Here is a 20,423-nt window from a genome sequence, read left to right as displayed (position 1 = left end):
AAAGTATATGGACTATTATCTCGTAGTATTTTTTTGTTTTGCTATTACACTTCATAATATCGAAGAAGCAATTTGGTTGCCTAAATGGTCACAGCAATCTTCAAGGTTTCAAAAGCCAGTTACTTCAAGTGAATTCCATTTTGCTGTTATTTTTATAACTATTCTGGCTTATTTATCTGCATTTAGTTTTTTATATATGCCAGAATCAGATTTTACGAAATGGATTTTTATTGGATTTTTAGGCTCAATGATTTTTAATGCCATTTTTCCGCACCTTATTGCGACCATTTTGATGAAAAAGTATGCACCAGGACTTCTCACTGGTTTATTACTTAACCTTCCAATAAATTCATTAATTATCTATCAAATGTTTTTAAATAATTCAATTATATGGAAAGAGTTAGTTATATCAACATTTGTAGTAGGAATTATTTTATTGGCACTTATTCCTTTCTTGTTTAAAATTGGTGGCAAAATAACTCCTTTTAATATGTTGATTGGGGACTAAAAAATTTATTAAATTAGGAAAAGGGAAAAACTTCTGCAATTGGGTTTATATTAAATTTATTGAGATTATTAACATTAACGTATAATAGAGCCGAATAATAAAAAGGGTATTGGGGATGCCTACATCTCCCAATAGCCTTTTTGTTTACGCTTCTTCAATATCATACACAACAATTTTATGTTTATTTAATAGCATAATGACGGACATCTTTTGATTTGGGTCGAATGTTATTTCAATAAATGTACCGCTATCTTTGCCAACATAGCCCTCTTCTTTTAATGCAGCAAGAGCTTGTGAAATATTCGTTACATAAATTTTATATGTTTGCATAAAATCCCTCCTCCGCACTTAATCGTAACATGTTATAACAATCTTTACAAAGCAGCTATATATATTAAAAAATATATTATTTTTGTTAACTTTGAAAGATTAAATTAACTTTGTGGCATTTTATTGAAAATAAATAAATTAATATCCTATTAATAGTGTAAAAGTCTTAATAAAAAAGAACTATTGTTGTATGATGAGATTAAAATATAGTTTTTCTTTGGGAGATGTTGCAAATGGTAAAGTCGCTGAAATGGAAGATGATGTTAGAAATTATGCTAGTCGTTGTAATAATTATTGGTGCATTCTCTATTTATATTTACCATACGACTTCTCAAAATATGAAGAGCAACGGGGAAGCATTAGTAGAGTCAGTTGCAATGGGAATGGAAGGGGCTATCCATTCAAGAATGGAAGCAGAAAAAATTATGGAAAAGGAAATGCTAGGGCAGTCTGTCATGGCATCCTATATTATTAATAAAGGCGCTACATATGAGGATTTAAAGGAAATTGCAAAGCGTAGTGGCATCGATGAAATTTGGAGTACAGATGATAAAGGGAATACAGGTGTAACATCTGTTGCACCATCAATTGATTTCAATTTTGGTGCAGATCCGAACGGACAAGCAGCTGAATATATGCAGCTACTAGATGGCCGTGCACAGCAAATTGTGCAAAAGGCGCAAATTCGCGATGTCGATGACGAATTTTATAAATTCGTTGGCGTGGGTAGCTGGGATCCTGCTCAGCCCCAAATTGTGCAAGTAGCTCGTCATGGTCAACAGCTTTTAGATTTAGAAACAAGCATCGGTAGTGAGTATTATATTAATAAGCTAAAGGAAAATTTATCTGCTACTGTTTTATATGCAGCGATGGTGTCAGAAAGTGGAGAGGTGCTAGCAGCAACTTCCGAGCAATCTTTAGAGGATTTAGGCTTTAGCAGTGAGCATTTCACAGAGCAAGAAGCATTAGAGCAATGGACAGGAAAATATGAGGGGCAGCGCGTCACTCATTATGTAAAGAAATTGTCAAATGGCTCTTATTTAACAGTGGCTGTATCGAATGCCATTTTAACAAATATTCAAATTAGTACAGTAATCGCTGCGCTTATTGTTATATTCGTTATTTTTATTGTGACAAATCATACTCTTTCAAGACAAGTTTCACGCATTTTAGCAGTAAAAGATTCTTTGGAGGATATTGGGCAAGGAGAAGCAGATTTAACGAAGCGTATTAATGTAAGCTCACAGGATGAAATTGGTCAGCTTGTTACGTCTTTTAATGCGATGATGGATAATTTCCAAAGCATTATTCGTGATTTACAGCAAGAAGCAAATGATATACAACATGCGACAACGACAATCCAACATAATGCTGGTCAAACATTACAGGCTTCACAAATGATTCAAGCACAATCAGAGCAAGTTGCAGAGGGCTCAAATAGCCAATTAACGAGCACAGAGGAAAGTGCATATGCGATGAGCGAGTTAGCACAAGGTATTCAGCATATTGCAGAAGCGATTACAGAAATTTCAGCGATTTCTCGTACGACAGAAGAAAATGCGAATGTTGGTTTAGCCATTATGAATCAATTACAAAAGCAGTTAACAATGATTTATGAAAAAAATGATTCCTCCGTTGCAAGTACACAGGAACTGGTAAAACTATCGTCAACAATTGGAGATTTTACGAAAGTAATTACAGATATATCTGATCAAACGAATTTACTAGCATTGAATGCTTCAATAGAGGCGGCGCGTGCTGGTGAGGCAGGAAAAGGCTTTGCAGTAGTAGCAGATGAGGTGCGGAAGTTAGCGGAAGATTCAAGAACTGCGGCTGGGCGAATTTCACAAGTTGTAACAAATGTACAGCACGAAACAAATGAAATTGTTCAAGTGATTCGAGCACTTGCAACAGTTTTAGATGAAGGGCATGTCATAGCGGATAAAGTGCAGCAATCGTTTGAAGGTATAAATTCGGATATTCGCTCTTTAGCTATAGAAGTGGATTCTGTGTCTGGTGCAGCGCAGGAAATTGCTGCAAGCACGCAGCAAGTGACGGCGACGATGGAGGATGTGTCTAGCTTAGCGCGACAAACATCTTCTGGCATGAAAGAAATGTCTGGGCAAGTAAGTGACCAAGTTGAAAGCATGGACAATATGACGAATGCCATTACGCAATTAAACGATACAGTGAATAGCCTTAAAGAAGTGGCTGGTCATTATAAGGTATAAATGAAAGGATTGCCTTGAAAATTTCGATTTTCTTGGCAATTTTTTATTTTGCAGAGAGGAAAAATTTTTATTCGTTGTATAAAGTGTAGGGGTCTTTATGATGAAGATGTATGAACAAAGCTTGATAAAGCGTTTGAAAAAGCGACAAGAGGATGCGCTCCAATATGTTGTAAATTTCTATTTGCCACTTATCAAAGGAGTTGTGTTAGATGAAATGTGACACTTTCTAAAAAGCAGCCTAATTTCGCATGTTTTAAATGATGAAAAATAGTACATATAGGTAGATTTTTAAAACAGGTATCTATCCAAGTGAATAAGTACTAATTATAATAGGGTAAATGGTAGCGAGTTGGGGGCATTATTGCTCACTTGATGGTATATGCAAATCAATTTAAATAAAAGTGAAGGGTCGGTTTGTGAATGTATACCGACTATTTCTATATGTGAGGAGAATCGTTATGCGACGATTTATATGTTTTTTTCTACTAGCAGTACTATTCGTTATTAGTGGATGTGGGGGAAATAAAGAAGCAATTCAACAGACGATTCCAATGACGGAGCAGACGGTATATCAATTAGATGGGGAGTGGGAAATGTACCCTCAGCGGCTGTTAAGCCCTGAAGAAATAGGGCAGTATTCTCCAAGCATTGTCCCAGCACCGTTGTCTTTCCAAAAATTATGGGGAGACGCAAATGGATATGCGACGTTTCATAAGCAAATTACATTAGATGCCCAGCAAGTGAATGAAAACATGGCTATCTATTCTCAATACATGTATACGGCTTATCGACTTTATATTGATGGTCAGCTTGTTTTGCAAGGAGGACAGGTGGGGAAAACAAAGCAGCAAAGTAAGCCGGAAATGAGTGCTAAAATTGGTTATTTCACACCGAAAAACAAGACGTTAAATATTGTATTGCAAATTTCAAATTTTCATCATCAACAAGGTGGAGTTAATAATGATTTGGTTATCGGTAGTCCTCAGGATGTAACGAATTACTATCATTATCAGCATTATCAGCTATTTTTCCAAATAGGTATACTATTTATTATTGGTGTATTTGGTATTCTCTTTGCTCTATTAGCTAAAAAGCAGTACTTATTTTTAGTGTTTGGTATTTTTTGTTTTTTAATGGTGTTGCGCGGTTTGTTTGCTGGCAATATATTTATTGCTACAATATGCCCAAGCATGTCTTGGCTTACAATCACCCGCATCGAATACTTGATTACAGAGTGGCTTAGTGTTGTTAGTGTGCTGATGATTTATTTATTGTATCGAGATCGCATATTGAAGTGGATGTTTTTTGTCATTTTGACGACGGTTTGCATGCTAAGCGTAATTACACTAGTTACAGAGGTAGCTGTTTTTCAAGCATATTTTATGCGCGTATTTTTATTAGTCGTTCCTATATTTTTTTATATGCTGTTCTTACTTATAAAGCAAACTTTGCAAAAGGATTTTACTGCAATTTGGTTAATGATTGGTAGCTTTTTAATGTTTATAACGGTTATCAATGACTATTTAGTTGCACAAAATTTATTATCCACAGGGCAGCTTGCCATGTACGGAGCTACTATTTTTGGAGTTTGCCAGGTCATTGCTACTAGTCACTCCTATGCCAAGGAGCTACAACGAACGAAATATTTGAACAATGAATTGCAAATACTTAACCATTCTTTAGATGCTAAAGTAAAGAAAAGCATGCAGGATATATTGGAAATGAACAAACGCTTGCAGCAACAAGCATGGAAAGATGGGTTGACACAAGTGTATAATCGCCAATATTTTAATGACCAATGCGAAGGGGTGTTTCCTGAAGGAACAAATATGGGACTTATTCTGATGGATATTGATGAATATAAGGCATACAACGATTGCTATGGCCATGTTGCAGGGGATGCTATTTTATACACATTTGCTCAAACTGCTTTACAACAAGTTCCGCCAAACGGTTTTTTAGCGCGCTATGGTGGAGAAGAGTTTGCTATATTATTAACATCGACAACGAAAGCACAATGTTTTGAAGTAGGCGAGGCTGTGCGCCAAGCGATTGAAAAGATGAACATTGAGCATAAAATGGCGGAAAACAAAATCATTACCATCAGTGCGGGTATTGTTTTCGCTCAAAATTTAAGTGATTATGCAAAAATAACGGATTTCATTGACGCTGCCGACCAGGCACTATACAAGGCAAAAGCAGAGGGGCGCAATCAAGTTGTGATAAAACAATAAGTATGCTTTAAAAAAATGTATTAGAGGTGTTTGTATGAAAAAAACGACGAAGGATTTTCAAATATATTTAGATTCATTAGATAAGCAGCATAAAAAAGTAATCGAGCAGATTGATTTTTCAATTGTAGAAAAATTTCCATCAAGTCAGCGTTTTCTTTGGGAAGGGATTTTTTGGGGGGGGAACTGAGCAGACAATTATCGGATATGGCGATTATACTTATCAACGCTCAGATAAAAAGCAAGTGCACTGGTTTATGATAGGGATAGCCATTCAAAAGCATTATTACAGTCTTTATATTAATGCAGTAGAAGATAATCAATACGTTGTGAAAAAATACAAGGATGAGCTTGGGAAGGTGAAAATAGGTAGCAGCAGCGTAAGCTTTAAAAAAATAGAAGATATAAATATGGAGACATTAAAGGATATAATTGATATTGCTTATAGTCAGTGGGCAAAAAAGTGAAAATGTGTGGATGCTTTAGTCATCCACACATTTTTGTTAGTCCGCTTGAATTTCTTCCACGGTCTGCTCTACTTCTGTGCGAGACATTTTTTCACGTCCATCACGTAGCGCTTTTAAAGTTTTATGAGCTAAAGCAAGCGGTAAACGACAGAATAGCAAGACTGTGCGTTTATTAATGCTCTTCATATATTCATCTGCCTTAGCTAAGTTATCCTCTGCATAAGCAAATAATTCAGGGCGTCCCCAGCCATCCGGTACGAAGCTGACACCACGCTCGTCTAAATCTTCCTGCTCATTGCGTAAAATATTAACTGCCTGTAAACCACGTCCATAGCCGATAGCTAGATCACGGTCAGTTTTAATTCCTTCAAATTCCCACCATAAATCAGACAGCATCACACCGACAAGCCCTGCGACGTAATATGTATAATCGTCTAAATCTTCTCGCGTTGTCACTTGCCAATTGGCCTTTGCCCATTTTGCCATACCCATCGCCATTTCACTTGTCGCAGCAGTAACGAGTGGAAGTGCTCGCGCTGGACATGCCTCTAGCCAATCTGCTAAACGCACTGTTACCTCAGGCCATTTATCTTGGAGTGGTGCAAGCAGTGTAGCGTACTCTTGTGCATCAAAAGGCTTTTTTAAGAGCTCACTTGTTGCCATTAATAGCTCATACTTTATTGCATTATCAATTTCCTCATGGTCCTCAATTTCATCAATGGCACGCATTGCAAGATAAGCAGTTGCAACAGCCATTTTCAATTCTTTTTGTAAAAACGTTATCGGAATATAAAAAGTGCGGCTCGTTTCCTTTAAAACGCGCATTGCATCCTTTTGAAGCACTTTATTTGTCATACCGAATCCTCCTCAACTATATACATCCTCTATCGTAACGCAAAATGGTTGAAATATAAAATAGTAACTGCCAAAATCACTATTTTATTTTGAAAAGAGGCTTGCACGACCATTTTAGCCGATGATGGCTAGAATTTGCCAAAGTGTCATGGATTGGGGGTTTTCCTAATACCCATTCTAAGTTAGAATAGTAGAAGCAATACAACAATGGTAGGTGGCTACATGACACGTGATAAAACGTACATATTTATTGATATTGAGGCTGCGCTAATTCGAGGGCGACAATGCATTATAGAAATTGGTGCAGTCAAATGGCTGCCGAATGGAATGCAGGAAACATTTACGCAACTAGTTCAGCCTTATAAATTTAAAAAATTGAACAATCATATTCAAAAGCTAACAGGTATTACGACGGAGGAATTACTTACGGCGCCAACATTTAAAGAGGCAATCCAAAGGTTTAAGTGCTGGTGTGATGGACAATATGTGTTATTTACGTTCGGGGAGTTTGATCGCAAAGTTTTAGAGGACGAAATGGAACGCAACCATTTAAGTAGTGATTTTTTATTTCCAATGGTTGATTATCAACAAAAATATATGATTGCAAACAGCTTACGTGAGCAACCTAGCCTACAAAGATTGATGGCTGAGCTCAACTTAGAAGCATGTACACAGCATCGTGCATTAGCTGATGCACAAAGTCTTCAGCAAATTTTTGCTAAAACGGACGGGGAAGCGTTAATGGAGGAGCAGCAAACGAATGATATGCTGATGCTCTTTACATATTCGAGACAGCTTGAAACAACGTTTGATATTATGGTTACATATGTAAACTGTAAAGTACAGCAAGACCGCATCGATATTGTCAAGCAGGCAACACATCGCGAAAGTCTACCTTTTTCCATACAAGAAAAAGAGCAAACAACCGAAGATGGCGAAACGTATATTAAACAATTAATAAAAATGAAGCCTTCTAGTAAGCTACAAAAAACATTGCAGGACATTAGCGCACAATCTGCTGGAAAGGTGATTTTAACATATGCGGGCTTAAAATCACTTTCGAAGTGGATGCGATTGCATCAATGTACAATGCCAAAAACGGAAAATATGAAATGGCAAAGTCTACTAAAAGAAGAGGAGCTTACAATCGAAAAGTTATTGGAAGTTCCAACTGTTAAAGCTTATGAAGAGAATATTTGTCAATTACTGAAAAAATATGAATATGTCATTATTGAGGAATATAGAAAGCGCAATTTATTCCCGAAAGAAGTAGTGAGCATATAATTTAAAGGGGATTTTTATGTTTAAGTCGATAGGAATCGATGCAGGGGGAACATTAACGAAAATGGCTTATTTTAATGAGCGTGACCAGTTAGTGCTAGAAAGCTTCCCATCGAATGATTTATTGCGTGTAAAAGAGTGGTTAAAGCAGCATCCTAATGTTGAAGAAATCGGGTTAACAGGTGGTCGTACAGAGCAGCTACGAGAACAGCTAGAAACGATGAAATCGATTGAATATATTTTAGAATTTGAAGCAACATTAAAAGGTGTTCAATATCTACTTGTTCAAGAAGGTCATGAAATAGATGATGCCATTATTACTAATATTGGTACAGGGACATCGATTCATTACATGGGAAATGGTCAGCATGTGCGCGTTGGTGGCACAGGTGTAGGTGGTGGGACATTGGTAGGACTTGCTGCGCTACTAACGGGACATAGAGACTTTAAAGAAATTACAAAGCTAGCGTCGAATGGTGTACGCGAAAATATTGATTTGCTTGTGCGTGATATTTATCAAGGAATGGATACACCAATTGCGGGCGATTTAACAGCAAGCAATTTTGGAAAGGTCGGCATTACAGCTGCAACAGAGCATCCACAGGAGGATATTTTAGCAACTGTACAAGGACTTGTTGGTGAAGTCATTACAACATTAAGTATTCAATTTGCAGAACAGAAGGAAACAGAGCATATCGTGTATATCGGCTCGACATTAGCGGATAATGCGGATTTACAAAAAGTTATTGCTAATTACACGTTGTTGAAAAAGCATAAGCCTATTTTTTTACAGGATAAAGGTTATGCAGGGGCAGTTGGCGCTCTCTTAAACATTAATAAATAAAAAATTTGACCAGAAAATACTCTGGTCAAATTTTTTAAATGCCTTCTTTTCTACGGTTCGTTTTTGTTTGAATCGCCTCGCGTGCAAGCGCATCTGCTGCGCGATTTTCCTTTTCGGGAATCCACTTAATGAAAAAAAGTTCAAATGCTTGAATTAATTCCTCAGCCTGCGCTAAATAAGGCTTGAATTCTTCATTTTTCACATATGATTTTTCAATGGAGGCGACGACAATTTTCGAATCTGAGCGTAAGGAAACGAGTGTTGCACCTAGCTGCTTTGCCTCCTCTAAGCCGCGTACAAGTGCTGTAAATTCCGCAATATGGTTATTTGTTTCACCAATATACTCACTAATTTGAAGATGATGCCCTTCACCTTTTATAAACAAGCCGATGCCACTAGCACCTGGATAACCTGCGCTTGCACCGTCAATATAAATTTCTAACATACAATCCCTCATTTTCCATCTATGACTGAATATAATTATAAACTGAAACGATGAATAATGGACAAAATAATTTGCAAGGCAGTATAATAAAGAAATGCAAAAAAAGGGGGGAGCGAATTTGAATAAAGTATCTGTTATGCAAGAAATTGATTATATTACGGATACGTACTGTGTCGACTGCCCTATTATTAATGATTTACGACAAAAGCGTGGCAAGCCAGGTGCACATAAATTTTGTATAGAATCGTGTACAGTTGGAGAGCAGCTACAATTTTTAGGGCGAGAATTAATGAAAGTCAACAATAAATAATCAATTTAAAAGGCTGTTGGAAAATACAGGTGTAAACCTGCTTTTCCAACAGCCATTATTTTTCATTATGCAGTTGCAAGCTGGTATGCAAGCATATCCTGATAATATTTATTTAGCGATGTAGCTGAAATGCCGAAATGCTCAGCAATTTCCTTCACCGTAAAGGAACCTTCAAATAATCCACGTTCTTGTCCAAAACGGATGGCTCCTGCAGCGATTGCAGCAGCTTTACGCGCTGCTGGCTGTTGCTCTATTAAATAATCCTCTAATACAGGAATTAATTGCTCCTCATTTAGCGCTTGTTGCTGTAAAAATTGCTTCACTTGCGCTAATACATCTGTTTCAAATGATGTAAATTCCTCTCCTGCATAGCCATTTTCCACAAGCAATTGCCAAAATGCGAAATGGTTATCCTGTAAAAATTGCGTTACTTCTTCAGTGCTTGGGCAGTTGTTTGTGAATTCTTGGAAAACCTTTTCGTATTCGGAAGAGAAGAAAATAAGTGTAGAGACCGCTAGGAAATGTCCTTCCTGCTCTGAGCCATCAGGTAATAGGAAAGTAAAGATTTGCATCCCTTCAGGAATTGGCTTTTTGTTTTCGCGGCGAATTTTATAGCTTTCTTTTGTAATTGAATGTGTTGCATGAATATATTGCTCATCTACATGAGAAATCGCCCCGATAAATAATGTTGGCGATGTCCAATTTTCTAGTAAGCGAACGGTTGCAGGGCGAACCGTTTTCTTGCTTACTTTCTTTAAATAGCCTGTCCAAATATCAGGTCTAGTATGGAAGAAAAATTCATCTAAAGCAACTGCTTCAATTAGCTCTTTTTGTAGGTGATCCTGTAGTTTAGGGCTCCAAGCCTGTACAAGATCAATATATTGCATCGTATCTTTACGCTGTGGATACGCTTCATAAAAGCTTTGTAAAATCATTTCTATTTCGTCGTTAAATAACGAAGCAGAGGTTACTTGTGCTTTTCCTTCACAGCATTTTTTATATTTTTTACCGCTACCACAAAGGCATGGGTCATTACGTCCGATCATTTTAATAACACGTCCTTTATATATTGTTTCATTCACTACACCGTTGTATATACACTAAAAGAAAAATCACATTTTCTATGATACAGTGTGTTTCATTTCTTGAAAACTAATTATATATTTCGAACTGTCAGAATAAAGCGCGCCTAATTAGATTGTATTCCTTACTGTAAATAAATAGAACAGAAGGCTAAGCAATTTTTCTCATACACCATTCGACAGGACCACGCGAAAACTTTCTGCGCCAAATAAAGGATAATAGCATAGTGATGAAAAAATAAACAGTTGTAAAACCAAGCACAAAGGCCAAAGATTGATTTTGTGAACGACCTAATAGCTCCAAAATAGAAACGCCAATAAAAATATGCGCTACATAATGTGTCAATGAAAGCTGACCTGTATGTATCAGTGTTTTAACAATAATATTGTTAGCCAATTTTTCGCATAGCTGCAGTGTTAGCACAATGATTACAATCGACGAGGCAGTGTTGGATGCAATATAAAAAATATTTGGAGGGATAGGACCAGTACCAAATAAAAAGGCTGCACTGTCATTATCTAAAAAAGATAAGCTTACATGCTGTAGCCTACGCGATAAGCCTTCACATAAAATGCAGCTACTAATGCTGAAAATGAGCAAGCTTTTTTGAATTTTCTTTGAGCTTAAATCGAATCGACCTAATCCCATTCCGATAAGAAAGAAGCTTATCCATGGCAGTATAGGATGATAGCCATTGAAAAATAAATTGCGTAAAAACCCTTCAGGTGTCCAGAAATCGAGATAAAGTAATAGGGGCTGCTGCGGGTCCCAGCCAAATAAATAGTTATATTTAATTTGCAAAAACTGCGCCACTACAGTAATGATAGCGGAAATTGAAAACAGCCATTTGGCCGAAAGCATAATACAAAGTGATGCAATCAACATGTACATACCATAGTAATGTAAAATATCACCTGTCCAGCCAACTATGTAAAGCAATAAGCCGAGTACAAATAAAAATAGAGCACGCTTTTGAATAGCGGTGCGCTTATCACGAATGAGCGCAGGCTCCTTTGATAAATAAGCACGTTTTGTTAATAACGAGATGCCGATGCCTGCAAGTATAACAAATGTAGCAGAGGCACGGCCTTCAAAAAGATGCATAAAAACTTGTAAAAAAGATTGTCCGCTTGTATCGGCCCCAGTGATAACTGTAAAATTGACAATCAGCATACCAAACATCGCAAGTGCACGTGCAGCATCTAAGCCCTCTATACGTTTAGTCATAATGAAGCACCTGCTGTACAGCAATTTGCCATGTTTTCTGATAGTCAAGCTGGTAGCCTGTTAAAATATAATTGCTAATATTATCTAGCACCATTGCTAGAATCGTTGCTTTATAGTTGATGTTCTCGTTGTCGAGGAAGCCAATTTCAACACCATGCTGTAATAAATCAGTAAAGCTATCGAGATAACCTTGTTGAATAGCCTGTAAGCGCTTTGCATAAAAGTCATTGCGAGTAGAAAGCAACAAATACTCATTAAATACTGCATTGAAATATTCATCTTGAAGCTGTTCATCAATTTGTTTGTAGCCAAATTGAAGGACATATGCAATGAAATCTTCTTTGCGGACACTGCTAATATCCACTGAAAAATCAGCCTCAATGGACTGATAAATCTCCTCAAAAATTGCTTCAACTAATGCGTCCTTTGAATCAAAATAATAATAAAGCGCGGGCTTGGATATGCCGATTTCTTTTGCAATCATAGCAAAGCTCGTTTTATCAATACCAAACTGTGCAAACATCTGATAGGCCGTTTCTTTAATCGCATGTAAAGTCTGTTCTTTAGTTGCCATTTCTCCACCTCTTTAATTTACTTACCAGTAGGTAAATAATAAAGTGTAAAGGAGGAAAAAGCAAGTGATTAGATGAGCTTATTAAAAAAAGCTAAACGATCATGCAATATGGAAGCATGACCATTTAGCCTAGTATGAATTTTCTTCAATTGCTTCTTCGCGTACAAAGCGTAGCTGATAAAGTTGCTCAAGCTGTGCAACAAGATTACCTGCTAAAATAAATGCACCACCAATTAGTAATTGAACCGTTAACACTTCACCTAAGAAAATAAGTGCAAAAATCGCAGCAAAAATAGGCTCTAAAGAAAAAATTAAGCCCGTATGTGTAGGGGAAGTATATTTTTGTACAACGGATTGACCGATAAAGCAAAATGCACTACAAATAATACCTAGTCCTAAAATGGCAATCCAACCAGATGTTGTTACAGGTATTTGTGGTACTTCGAAAAATAAACAAAAAACTGCACCGAAAATACCTGCAAAGCCTAATTGATAAATACCGTAGGCAATTGAGTCAACATCCTTCGTAAACTTGCTATTTAAAATTAAATAAATAGCGTAACAAATAGCAGCAATCGCAACTAAAATATCACCTATTTGGAATGACATCGATCCCCTTAAAGTTAAAACTGAAATACCAATCATTGTCATAACGATAGCGAAGGTAATCGCGCGTGAGGGCAATTTTCTTTCTAAAATGCTCACAAAAATTGGAACAAGCACAACAGTTAAACTTAAAATAAATCCTGCGTTTGATGCTGAAGTTGTTTGCAAACCAAATAATGATAACGAAAAAACAATAAATAAAAGAAAGCCTTGAATACTTGCATAAAAAATCGTTTGCTTGTTTATTTTCAACATTTTCTTATAAAAAATAAGTCCTGCTACTGTAAATGCGATAATACATCTGAGTGCAACGATATTGTATGTTTCAAGCGCATCTAACCCCATGACCATGAACGTATAGGATAACCCCCAAAACATCGTCACAATCACCATTAATATATTTGCTTTACTTTGTATGCTCAAAACATTCACCCCATCCTCGTCAAACAATAATGCTATAAAAAACAATATAAACTGTGCTTTGCGATTAGTAAAACGAATGTTTATAATATGTAATATGAAAAATTTTCATGTATAAAAATAAGCCTTTTTATTTCCAATGTCGAGGGAGATATGCTACTTGCAATAAAGAGAAGGTTGCTTTAACGAGATAATTGAGCAATTTAAGAGTAAAATTAATGTTTCATCAACAAAACTGCGGTCAACAAAATGCAGTATAATATGGTTCAAAATGGTGCGAGTGCTTTTTGGTGTGGATTTTTTAAAAAAGCTGAAAATGCAGTTGATTCCCGTTACGATTGGCTCGCATTCCACGGGCATAGCTCCAACTAATTATTTTTGGCGAGGAGCCGAAAATAAATTAGCTAAAGCTGTGCCTGCGGAAAGCATCCCTGCAACAGAAATCAACAAATTCCTAGGTTTTATTTGTAAAATAAAAGTCAACACACCTAATATTTTATTTTAAGAAACCCTAAGTTGTTGGGATAAACTAAATCAACATGAAATATCTAGCTAATAATAAGGAGGTCGCTATGAGTTTAGTAAAATATGAGATTTTGAATAAAGTGGCGGAGGTGCAAAGCTTTACGGAGGCAGCACAGCTACTTGGTTTAACACAGTCGGCCGTTAGCCATGCGGTATCAAGCTTGGAAAAGGAGTTTGGCTTTGCTTTAATCCATCGCAATCGCAATGGTGTGAAGCTAACAACAGAAGGACAGTCGATGCTGCTTGCAATGCGTCAAGTTTTGCAGGCGGAGGAATTATTGCAGCAGGAGGCGGCGAATATTGTCGGTGTTACAAAAGGGACGGTACGCATAGGGCTTATCTCGAGTATTTCTACACAATGGATGCCTAATATTATTCACTCCATCGATGACCAATACCCTGGAATTAAAATCGAATTGCGCGAAGGGGATTATTATGAAATCGAGCAATGGCTTATTAATGGCGAGATAGACTGTGGCTTTTTAAATCGGACGAGCTCGAAGCAATTTAATTTCATGCCATTAAAAAAAGATTATTTATTTTGTATCGTATCTTCGAAAAGTCAGCTATATAATAAAGAGGAGATAGATTTATTTGAAATTGCGCAAGAGCCCTTTATTATGCCGTCTTATCGAGGGATGAACGATGTTGTAGCGACATTCGAAAAATATGGTATTAAGCCGAATATTCGCTTTGAGCTTTTTGATGATTGGGGAATTATGTCGATGGTTGGGCATCATGTAGGGGTGTCCATTTTACCGAAGCTCGTATTGTCACAGCTCCCTTCAAACGTCCGAATGATTCCATTAAAGCAAGAAAGCTTCCGAACGCTTGGACTGGCTACAAAGCAATCATTATCACCGGCAGCGCAGAAATTTGTAGAAGTATTAAAGCAATGGCTAGAGGAAAATGAAGAGAATTTGACAGATAAAGTGAAACTTCAATCGAAGAGGGCATCGGCGTCTACTGATTAAGTAAGGAGAGAGAAAAAATGCTACAAGGTAAGAAAATTATTATTACGAGTGGTGGCACACTGGAGAAGTGGGATCAAGTGCGTGGACACACTAATTTATCAAAAGGAATTATGGGCTGCTATTTAGCAGAAGAAGCGCTTGATGCGGGAGCAGAAGTGCTTTATATGCATGGCTATTTTGCAAAATTACCTGAGCGCGTAGGACAAATGCGTCAGATTGGCTTTGAAGGCATTGAAGATTTGGCTGACAAATTGCAAAAACTGCTACAGGAGGAGCAAATCGATATTGTTATTATGGCAGTTGCTGGCTCTGATTGGATTGTGGATCAAGTGTTTGACCAAGCAGGGAATGCTTTAGAGGCTGGTGGGAAAATGCCTTCAGATGAGCCGCCAACAATTCGCTTTAAAAAAGCGCCGAAAATATTACCACAAATTAAGGGCTGGGCGCCAGACGTTACATTGGTTGGCTTTAAGCTAGAAGCGACATCAGACCCAAATTACTTAATTGAGCGTGCAAAGTTACGTATGGCGACATCGAATGCACAATTTACTGTAGCGAACAGTTCACAATCATTGTATGGCAATGATGCGCTTCATTTGATCGTTCAACAAAATGGACAAGTCACTAAGGCAAACGGTAAAAAAGAGGCTAGTGAAAAACTAATTGCTTTATTAGCAGAGCTTGAATAGGAGGATAAGCAGATGGCGAGCGGACGTGTACGTACATATTTACAAACACTTCAATATGAGGAGCATATTTTAACTTTTTCTGAATCAACAGCGACAGTTGAGCAAGCAGCAAATGCTTTAAATGTTATTCCAGCACGCATTGCTAAAACGTTAGCATTTTATTCAGCGGACGGTGCTGCAATTTTAGTAGTGGCAGCCGGTGATGCGAAAATGGATAACGCGGCATTCAAAGCAGCCTTTCAAATAAAGGCAAAAATGCTTAGTCCTGAGGATGTTTTAACGTATACAGGGCATCCAGTTGGCGGGGTTTGTCCATTTGCCTTAGCAACAAATATGCCTGTTTTTTTAGATATTTCCTTACAGCGCTTTCAGACCGTTTTTCCTGCCTGTGGCACAGCCAATTCAGCAATTGAATTAACGTGTGAACAGCTCAAGCAGTTTTCAAATGCCAAAGACTGGGTGAATGTATGTAAAGCTTGGGATCCACAATTAAAGTGAAATCGGGCATTGATTAAAATTGAAGGTAGATAAGAATTGCGCTATCCATTAATGCAGAGGGGGATTAACTATGTATGAGTTAGACCATATTGTCCATTTTGTAGAGAAACCAGAACGAACTTTGGAAGAGATGAAGGCGTATGGTTTTCACGCAGTTCAAGGTGGACAGCATAAGCAGTGGGGAACATATAATACGTTAAGTTATTTCGATTTAACATATATTGAGTGGATTGGGATTGATAATGAATCACAGTTTGAAATTGCTGCAAAACAGCCTTATACATTGCATGAAACGTATGAGAAAAAAGGAAGAGAAAATGGCTTTGCACGTATGGCAATTCGTACAACAACTATTGAGCAGGATGCCAAAATGTTTCGTGATGCGGGCTTGCATGTAAAAGGACCTGAGCGCTTTTCACGTACACGGCCAGATGGTTCGGTTGTTAGCTGGCAGCTACTCCATATCGGTCATCCTGAACAACGCTTCGACTTTCCGTTCTTTATTCAATGGGATGTATCCTCTGAAGAGCGCCGCGCTGAATATAGCGCATTAAATATTATCGCTCCGCATCCAAAAGGCAATTTGAATCTTACGGAAGTAGTTTATTTAGTGAATCGACTGGATTTTATAAAGCAGTTACAGCTGTTAGGTAATTTGCACTCAGAGGAACAGTTTGATGAACAATTAAACGCAGTAAAATATACGCTCTATTTATCGAATGCGAAAATTGTTTGTTATTGTGCGCAAGGCGAAGGGGAAGTTTGGGATGCTATTTTAGCTGACGGATTAGGCATGCATACAGTTATTTTTGAGGGAGCTTTTGAGGAGCAAACAATTATTTGTGAAAATGCGACATATGTCTTAAAGTAAATTAAAAAAGTGTAGACAAAGGGAATTGCATCTTTGCCTACACTTTTTTATAATTTAGAAACATTTGCTGCTTGTGGTCCTCGGTTACCCTCCACAATTTCAAATGCTACATCTTGTCCTTCTTCTAACTGGCGGAAGCCCTCTCCAATAATGCCGGTGAAATGGACGAAAACATCTTCACCGTTCGCACATTCAATAAAGCCATAGCCTTTTTCATTATTAAACCATTTAACCTTTCCTTGGTGCATGAGCGCTCGCCTCCCATACTTGCGGATTAAATTTTAATGTGTCGAAAAATTAAGTTAATTATGCATTATAATATACGCCATTCATTCCTCAATGTCAATAATTTGGCGAATTTTGACGCTTTTCGCTTTTTCAGCGAGTTTTTTTTGAATAAATGATTTATAATATAAGTAATTAGGATAGAAAGCAGGGAATGATATGACACTGACAAAATATTTATCCGATTTAGAAATTGCTAACAATGCAAAAATGCAGCCAATTACGGAAATCGCAAAGTATGCTGGTATTCCAGAGCAAGCGATTGAGCAATATGGCCGCTACAAAGCAAAAATTGACGTAAATCAAATTACGTCAACGAAAACAGGAAAAGTAGTACTTGTTACTGCAACAAGTCCAACTCCTGCTGGAGAAGGAAAATCAACGGTAACAGTTGGACTAGCAGATGCCCTACATCAATTAAGCAAAAAAGTAATGGTTGCATTGCGTGAGCCTTCATTAGGACCTGTAATGGGTGTAAAAGGTGGAGCAACAGGTGGTGGCTATGCGCAGGTTGTACCAATGGAAGATATTAACCTGCATTTCACAGGTGATCTTCATGCGATTACATCTGCAAATAATGCACTAGCAGCGCTTATTGATAACCATATCCATCAAGGAAACGTTTTGAACATCGATCCTCGCCGTATTATTTGGAAGCGTGTTGTAGATTTAAACGACCGTGCATTACGTAAAGTGACAATTGGCTTAGGTGGTCCTCTGCAAGGCGTTCCGCGTGAAGATGGCTTTGATATTACAGTAGCCTCTGAAATTATGGCAGTTTTTTGCTTGGCTACAAGCATTGAGGATTTGAAAAAGCGTATATCAAATATTGTGATTGGCTATACATATGATCGCCAGCCCGTATTTGTGCATCAATTAGGCGTAGAAGGTGCCTTGACATTATTATTAAAAGAAGCATTTAAACCGAATTTAGTACAAACGCTTGGAGGTACACCAGCTTTAATACATGGTGGACCATTTGCTAATATTGCACATGGCTGCAACTCAGTAATGGCAACGCAAACAGCGCGAAAATTAGCTGACATCGTAGTGACAGAGGCTGGTTTTGGTGCAGACTTAGGTGCGGAGAAATTTATGAATATTAAAGCGCGCCAAAGTGGCATTACACCAGATGCTGTCGTTGTTGTGACAACAATTCGTGCTTTAAAGATGCATGGCGGTGTAGCGAAGGCTGATTTACAAGCTGAAAATGCACAAGCTGTGGCTTCTGGTATTGAAAACTTAGCACGCCATATTGAAAATGTTCGCACATTTGGTGTTGAGCCTGTTATCGCACTAAATCGCTTCGTAACAGATACAGAAGAAGAGCTAGCAGTCGTATTAACTTGGGCGAAGGATAATGGTGTACGCATTGCTCGTACAAATGTTTGGGAGCAAGGGGGAGAGGGAGGCATCGAGCTTGCCAAAGAAGTATTGCAAGTGCTTGAAACACCTCAAAACTTCCACCATTTATATGATTTGTCTGAAACTGTTGAACAAAAAATTACGACAATTGTACAAAAAGTATACGGTGGTAGCGGCATTCAATTAACAGATAGCGCGAAAAAACAGCTTGCTCAAATTGAAAAATTCGGCTGGGGTGAACTGCCTATCTGTATGGCAAAAACACAATATTCATTATCAGATCAACCATCTCTACTTGGTCGACCTGAAAACTTTACAATTACAATTCGAGAAATCGTTCCAAAACTAGGCGCAGGCTTTTTAGTATGCTTAACAGGCGAAATTATGACGATGCCTGGCCTACCAAAGGAACCAGCAGCACTTAGAATGGGCGTAACGGCTGACGGTCGAGCGGAAGGGCTATTTTAAGATGGATGTCATTGAACAATGTAAGGCACTAGTACAAAAAATATACGAGCAAATGGATGCAAGCCATGATTTTCAGCATATTGAGCGCGTGTTAATGAATGCGGAAGCCATTTTACAAAAAGAGCCAACTGCGGACGAGAAAATTGTCAAGCTAGCCGTTTACTTACACGATGTGAGCGATGCTAAATATGCAGCGGATAAATCAGCGCAAAATGATATTTTGGAAAAGCTCGATATAACGGCTGATGAGCGCAAGCATATCGAGGATATTATCGAATCAGTGTCGTTTAATGGCGGCAATTCGCTTGAAGCAAAAACGATAGAGGCGAAAATCGTGCGAGATGCAGACCGTTTAGATGCGATTGGCGCAGTAGGTATCGCAAGAACTTTTGCCTATGGCGGTGCGAAGGGGCGCAAGCTGTACGATGATGAAGAAGAAGCTCGCTTTAATATGACAGCAGACGAATACCGCACAAAATCAACTGCCTCTGTCACGCATTTTTACGAAAAGCTGTTACTATTAAAGGATTTAATGGTGACGACGAAGGGACGCGAAATGGCGGAGTCCCGTCATGCGTTTATGGAGCAGTTTTTACAGCAATTAACGAATGAAAAAAACGGAGATGCCTAGTGGCACTCCGTTTTTTATTCGAAATACGTTCAACTGTTATATAAGCTCACTGTGTGGTTGTTAATAAAAATAGTTTGAGAATTTAGCCATTCAACTTCTGTTTCAAGCACAGGCTGGCTGAAGAAGGAAATATATACATATTTATTGAATAAAGATTAGGGAAAGATTAGTTTTTTAGAAAACCAAGTATGAATAGTAGATTTTTCAAGGAGAAAATTAAAAAATGACAATAAGAAATTCAGCAAAAGCAATAATAGTAAAAGACGGAAAGTTATTAGCAATAAAAATGCAAGAAAATGGTGATACATATTATATTTTGCCTGGGGGTGGTCAAGAGCATGGTGAAAATTTGCACCAAGCTTTAGAAAGAGAATGTAAAGAAGAGATAGGTGCGGAAGTTGAAATTGGGGAATTGCTCTTTGTACGCGAATACATTGGAAAAAACCATGAATTTGCTATGTACCATGCTCAGGCACAACAAACTGAATTTATGTTTTTGTGCCATATTCATCAAGATACATTTGATAACGGAAGTAATCCAGACAAGGGGCAAGCAGGTACAGAGTGGTTACTGATTAATGATTTATTAGATTATAAACTATTTCCACAAGCACTAAGAACGCATTTGATTTCTTATTTTGAAAGTGGAAAAGCTACAACTTATTTAGGGGATATTAATTAAATTGCTTCATTTTAACTAAACCA

General features: G+C 37.7%; 25 protein-coding genes. 17 read left to right on the top strand and 8 right to left on the bottom strand.

What is annotated here, in order from left to right:
- The first annotated feature begins 7 nt into the window (after nt 1–7).
- Entirely contained in the window at nt 8–508 is a 501-nt protein-coding gene (locus tag TY13_RS07090) for an HXXEE domain-containing protein (protein ID WP_042473562.1), read from the top strand.
- A 144-nt stretch (nt 509–652) separates the two neighbouring features.
- Here the strand turns inward: TY13_RS07090 and TY13_RS07085 are convergent, their stop codons facing one another.
- Nucleotides 653–838 (bottom strand): hypothetical protein, encoded by a 186-nt coding sequence (locus tag TY13_RS07085; protein WP_042473560.1) that lies wholly within the window; start codon nt 836–838, stop codon nt 653–655.
- A gap of 233 nt (nt 839–1,071) precedes the next feature.
- Between TY13_RS07085 and TY13_RS07080 the strand changes: the two genes are divergently transcribed.
- From TY13_RS07080 to TY13_RS07070, 5 genes are all read left to right on the top strand, one after another.
- Entirely contained in the window at nt 1,072–3,069 is a 1,998-nt protein-coding gene (locus tag TY13_RS07080; RefSeq protein WP_042473558.1) for a methyl-accepting chemotaxis protein, read from the top strand.
- A gap of 97 nt (nt 3,070–3,166) precedes the next feature.
- Nucleotides 3,167–3,289 (top strand): hypothetical protein, encoded by a 123-nt coding sequence (locus TY13_RS21120; RefSeq protein ID WP_268258004.1) that lies wholly within the window; start codon nt 3,167–3,169, stop codon nt 3,287–3,289.
- 238 nt (nt 3,290–3,527) lie between these two features.
- Nucleotides 3,528–5,303 carry a sensor domain-containing diguanylate cyclase gene (locus TY13_RS07075; RefSeq protein ID WP_042473556.1) on the top strand — a complete coding sequence of 592 codons (1,776 nt, stop codon included), beginning with the start codon at nt 3,528–3,530 and terminating at the stop codon, nt 5,301–5,303.
- Between the two features lie 34 nt (nt 5,304–5,337).
- Nucleotides 5,338–5,490, top strand: a complete 153-nt coding sequence (locus tag TY13_RS20610; RefSeq protein ID WP_154661552.1) for a hypothetical protein — start codon at nt 5,338–5,340, stop codon at nt 5,488–5,490.
- 7 nt (nt 5,491–5,497) lie between these two features.
- A complete protein-coding gene (locus TY13_RS07070; RefSeq protein WP_154661551.1) occupies nt 5,498–5,767 on the top strand; it encodes a DUF1801 domain-containing protein in 270 nt (89 codons plus the stop codon).
- Between the two features lie 36 nt (nt 5,768–5,803).
- On the opposite strand, the gene TY13_RS07065 is transcribed toward TY13_RS07070, so the two are convergent.
- Nucleotides 5,804–6,622, bottom strand: coding sequence for a squalene/phytoene synthase family protein (locus tag TY13_RS07065; RefSeq protein WP_042473552.1), 819 nt, complete (start codon nt 6,620–6,622; stop codon nt 5,804–5,806).
- A 222-nt stretch (nt 6,623–6,844) separates the two neighbouring features.
- Between TY13_RS07065 and TY13_RS07060 the strand changes: the two genes are divergently transcribed.
- Both TY13_RS07060 and coaW read left to right on the top strand, forming a co-directional pair.
- Entirely contained in the window at nt 6,845–7,906 is a 1,062-nt protein-coding gene (locus tag TY13_RS07060) for a 3'-5' exonuclease (protein WP_042473550.1), read from the top strand.
- Between the two features lie 16 nt (nt 7,907–7,922).
- Complete coding sequence (gene coaW, locus TY13_RS07055) at nt 7,923–8,747, top strand: type II pantothenate kinase (protein ID WP_042473548.1); 825 nt, start codon at nt 7,923–7,925, stop codon at nt 8,745–8,747.
- 34 nt (nt 8,748–8,781) lie between these two features.
- Here coaW and TY13_RS07050 read toward each other — a convergent pair whose 3' ends face one another.
- Complete coding sequence (locus TY13_RS07050; protein ID WP_042473546.1) at nt 8,782–9,192, bottom strand: ribonuclease HI family protein; 411 nt, start codon at nt 9,190–9,192, stop codon at nt 8,782–8,784.
- 118 nt (nt 9,193–9,310) lie between these two features.
- Here TY13_RS07050 and TY13_RS07045 point away from each other — a divergent pair, with 118 nt between their 5' ends.
- Nucleotides 9,311–9,502 (top strand): zinc-finger domain-containing protein, encoded by a 192-nt coding sequence (locus tag TY13_RS07045; protein ID WP_042473545.1) that lies wholly within the window; start codon nt 9,311–9,313, stop codon nt 9,500–9,502.
- A 65-nt stretch (nt 9,503–9,567) separates the two neighbouring features.
- On the opposite strand, the gene TY13_RS07040 is transcribed toward TY13_RS07045, so the two are convergent.
- The 4 genes from TY13_RS07040 to TY13_RS07025 form a co-directional block, all read right to left on the bottom strand.
- Nucleotides 9,568–10,548 carry an SEC-C metal-binding domain-containing protein gene (locus TY13_RS07040; protein WP_042473543.1) on the bottom strand — a complete coding sequence of 327 codons (981 nt, stop codon included), beginning with the start codon at nt 10,546–10,548 and terminating at the stop codon, nt 9,568–9,570.
- A gap of 187 nt (nt 10,549–10,735) precedes the next feature.
- Entirely contained in the window at nt 10,736–11,812 is a 1,077-nt protein-coding gene (locus TY13_RS07035; protein ID WP_042473541.1) for a DUF418 domain-containing protein, read from the bottom strand.
- Complete coding sequence (locus TY13_RS07030) at nt 11,805–12,386, bottom strand: TetR/AcrR family transcriptional regulator (RefSeq protein ID WP_042473539.1); 582 nt, start codon at nt 12,384–12,386, stop codon at nt 11,805–11,807. The genes TY13_RS07035 and TY13_RS07030 overlap by 8 nt, the downstream gene beginning before the upstream one ends.
- A gap of 129 nt (nt 12,387–12,515) precedes the next feature.
- The gene (locus TY13_RS07025; RefSeq protein WP_042473537.1) at nt 12,516–13,415 is read right to left on the bottom strand and encodes a DMT family transporter; all 900 of its coding nucleotides are present in this window, start codon (nt 13,413–13,415) and stop codon (nt 12,516–12,518) included.
- A 268-nt stretch (nt 13,416–13,683) separates the two neighbouring features.
- Between TY13_RS07025 and TY13_RS07020 the strand changes: the two genes are divergently transcribed.
- From TY13_RS07020 to TY13_RS07000, 5 genes are all read left to right on the top strand, one after another.
- On the top strand, nt 13,684–13,917 hold the full coding sequence (locus TY13_RS07020; protein WP_042473535.1) for a hypothetical protein: 234 nt from the start codon (nt 13,684–13,686) through the stop codon (nt 13,915–13,917).
- A gap of 67 nt (nt 13,918–13,984) precedes the next feature.
- Nucleotides 13,985–14,911 carry a LysR family transcriptional regulator gene (locus tag TY13_RS07015; RefSeq protein ID WP_042473533.1) on the top strand — a complete coding sequence of 309 codons (927 nt, stop codon included), beginning with the start codon at nt 13,985–13,987 and terminating at the stop codon, nt 14,909–14,911.
- A 17-nt stretch (nt 14,912–14,928) separates the two neighbouring features.
- Nucleotides 14,929–15,600 carry a phosphopantothenoylcysteine decarboxylase domain-containing protein gene (locus TY13_RS07010; protein ID WP_042473531.1) on the top strand — a complete coding sequence of 224 codons (672 nt, stop codon included), beginning with the start codon at nt 14,929–14,931 and terminating at the stop codon, nt 15,598–15,600.
- Nucleotides 15,601–15,612: 12 nt separating this feature from the next.
- A complete protein-coding gene (locus TY13_RS07005; RefSeq protein WP_042473528.1) occupies nt 15,613–16,098 on the top strand; it encodes a YbaK/EbsC family protein in 486 nt (161 codons plus the stop codon).
- A gap of 70 nt (nt 16,099–16,168) precedes the next feature.
- Nucleotides 16,169–16,969, top strand: a complete 801-nt coding sequence (locus TY13_RS07000; RefSeq protein ID WP_042473525.1) for a VOC family protein — start codon at nt 16,169–16,171, stop codon at nt 16,967–16,969.
- Nucleotides 16,970–17,016: 47 nt separating this feature from the next.
- Here the strand turns inward: TY13_RS07000 and TY13_RS06995 are convergent, their stop codons facing one another.
- On the bottom strand, nt 17,017–17,217 hold the full coding sequence (locus TY13_RS06995; RefSeq protein WP_042473524.1) for a cold-shock protein: 201 nt from the start codon (nt 17,215–17,217) through the stop codon (nt 17,017–17,019).
- A 196-nt stretch (nt 17,218–17,413) separates the two neighbouring features.
- Here TY13_RS06995 and TY13_RS06990 point away from each other — a divergent pair, with 196 nt between their 5' ends.
- The 3 genes from TY13_RS06990 (at nt 17,414) to TY13_RS06980 (ending at nt 20,400) form a co-directional block, all read left to right on the top strand.
- Nucleotides 17,414–19,087, top strand: a complete 1,674-nt coding sequence (locus tag TY13_RS06990; protein ID WP_042473521.1) for a formate--tetrahydrofolate ligase — start codon at nt 17,414–17,416, stop codon at nt 19,085–19,087.
- A gap of 1 nt (nt 19,088) precedes the next feature.
- A complete protein-coding gene (locus tag TY13_RS06985) occupies nt 19,089–19,718 on the top strand; it encodes an HD domain-containing protein (protein WP_042473518.1) in 630 nt (209 codons plus the stop codon).
- Between the two features lie 223 nt (nt 19,719–19,941).
- Nucleotides 19,942–20,400, top strand: coding sequence for an NUDIX domain-containing protein (locus tag TY13_RS06980; protein ID WP_042473516.1), 459 nt, complete (start codon nt 19,942–19,944; stop codon nt 20,398–20,400).
- The last annotated feature ends 23 nt before the right edge of the window (nt 20,401–20,423 follow it).

Origin of the sequence: Bacillus ndiopicus (genome assembly GCF_000612805.1) — a bacterium.
Classification (GTDB): domain Bacteria; phylum Bacillota; class Bacilli; order Bacillales_A; family Planococcaceae; genus Metasolibacillus; species Metasolibacillus ndiopicus.
The sequence above is the reverse complement of the archived record's forward strand: the minus strand, read 5'-3'. Positions and strand labels throughout refer to the sequence as shown.

Bases quoted from the DNA above. Each gene is read 5' to 3' on its own strand.
- TY13_RS07010 (WP_042473531.1), top strand. From the start codon at position 14,929: ATGCTACAAGGTAAGAAAATTATTATTACGAGTGGTGGCACACTGGAG.
- TY13_RS07090 (WP_042473562.1), top strand. From the start codon at position 8: ATGGACTATTATCTCGTAGTATTTTTTTGTTTTGCTATTACACTTCAT.
- coaW (WP_042473548.1), top strand. From the start codon at position 7,923: ATGTTTAAGTCGATAGGAATCGATGCAGGGGGAACATTAACGAAAATG.
- TY13_RS07065 (WP_042473552.1), bottom strand. From the start codon at position 6,622: ATGACAAATAAAGTGCTTCAAAAGGATGCAATGCGCGTTTTAAAGGAA.
- TY13_RS06980 (WP_042473516.1), top strand. From the start codon at position 19,942: ATGACAATAAGAAATTCAGCAAAAGCAATAATAGTAAAAGACGGAAAG.
- TY13_RS07080 (WP_042473558.1), top strand. From the start codon at position 1,072: ATGGTAAAGTCGCTGAAATGGAAGATGATGTTAGAAATTATGCTAGTC.
- TY13_RS07005 (WP_042473528.1), top strand. From the start codon at position 15,613: ATGGCGAGCGGACGTGTACGTACATATTTACAAACACTTCAATATGAG.
- TY13_RS07020 (WP_042473535.1), top strand. From the start codon at position 13,684: ATGGTGCGAGTGCTTTTTGGTGTGGATTTTTTAAAAAAGCTGAAAATG.
- TY13_RS07015 (WP_042473533.1), top strand. From the start codon at position 13,985: ATGAGTTTAGTAAAATATGAGATTTTGAATAAAGTGGCGGAGGTGCAA.
- TY13_RS07075 (WP_042473556.1), top strand. From the start codon at position 3,528: ATGCGACGATTTATATGTTTTTTTCTACTAGCAGTACTATTCGTTATT.
- TY13_RS07040 (WP_042473543.1), bottom strand. From the start codon at position 10,548: ATGATCGGACGTAATGACCCATGCCTTTGTGGTAGCGGTAAAAAATAT.
- TY13_RS07030 (WP_042473539.1), bottom strand. From the start codon at position 12,386: ATGGCAACTAAAGAACAGACTTTACATGCGATTAAAGAAACGGCCTAT.
- TY13_RS21120 (WP_268258004.1), top strand. From the start codon at position 3,167: ATGATGAAGATGTATGAACAAAGCTTGATAAAGCGTTTGAAAAAGCGA.
- TY13_RS07035 (WP_042473541.1), bottom strand. From the start codon at position 11,812: ATGACTAAACGTATAGAGGGCTTAGATGCTGCACGTGCACTTGCGATG.
- TY13_RS06985 (WP_042473518.1), top strand. From the start codon at position 19,089: ATGGATGTCATTGAACAATGTAAGGCACTAGTACAAAAAATATACGAG.
- TY13_RS06990 (WP_042473521.1), top strand. From the start codon at position 17,414: ATGACACTGACAAAATATTTATCCGATTTAGAAATTGCTAACAATGCA.
- TY13_RS07000 (WP_042473525.1), top strand. From the start codon at position 16,169: ATGTATGAGTTAGACCATATTGTCCATTTTGTAGAGAAACCAGAACGA.
- TY13_RS07085 (WP_042473560.1), bottom strand. From the start codon at position 838: ATGCAAACATATAAAATTTATGTAACGAATATTTCACAAGCTCTTGCT.
- TY13_RS06995 (WP_042473524.1), bottom strand. From the start codon at position 17,217: ATGCACCAAGGAAAGGTTAAATGGTTTAATAATGAAAAAGGCTATGGC.
- TY13_RS07060 (WP_042473550.1), top strand. From the start codon at position 6,845: ATGACACGTGATAAAACGTACATATTTATTGATATTGAGGCTGCGCTA.
- TY13_RS07050 (WP_042473546.1), bottom strand. From the start codon at position 9,192: ATGTTAGAAATTTATATTGACGGTGCAAGCGCAGGTTATCCAGGTGCT.
- TY13_RS20610 (WP_154661552.1), top strand. From the start codon at position 5,338: ATGAAAAAAACGACGAAGGATTTTCAAATATATTTAGATTCATTAGAT.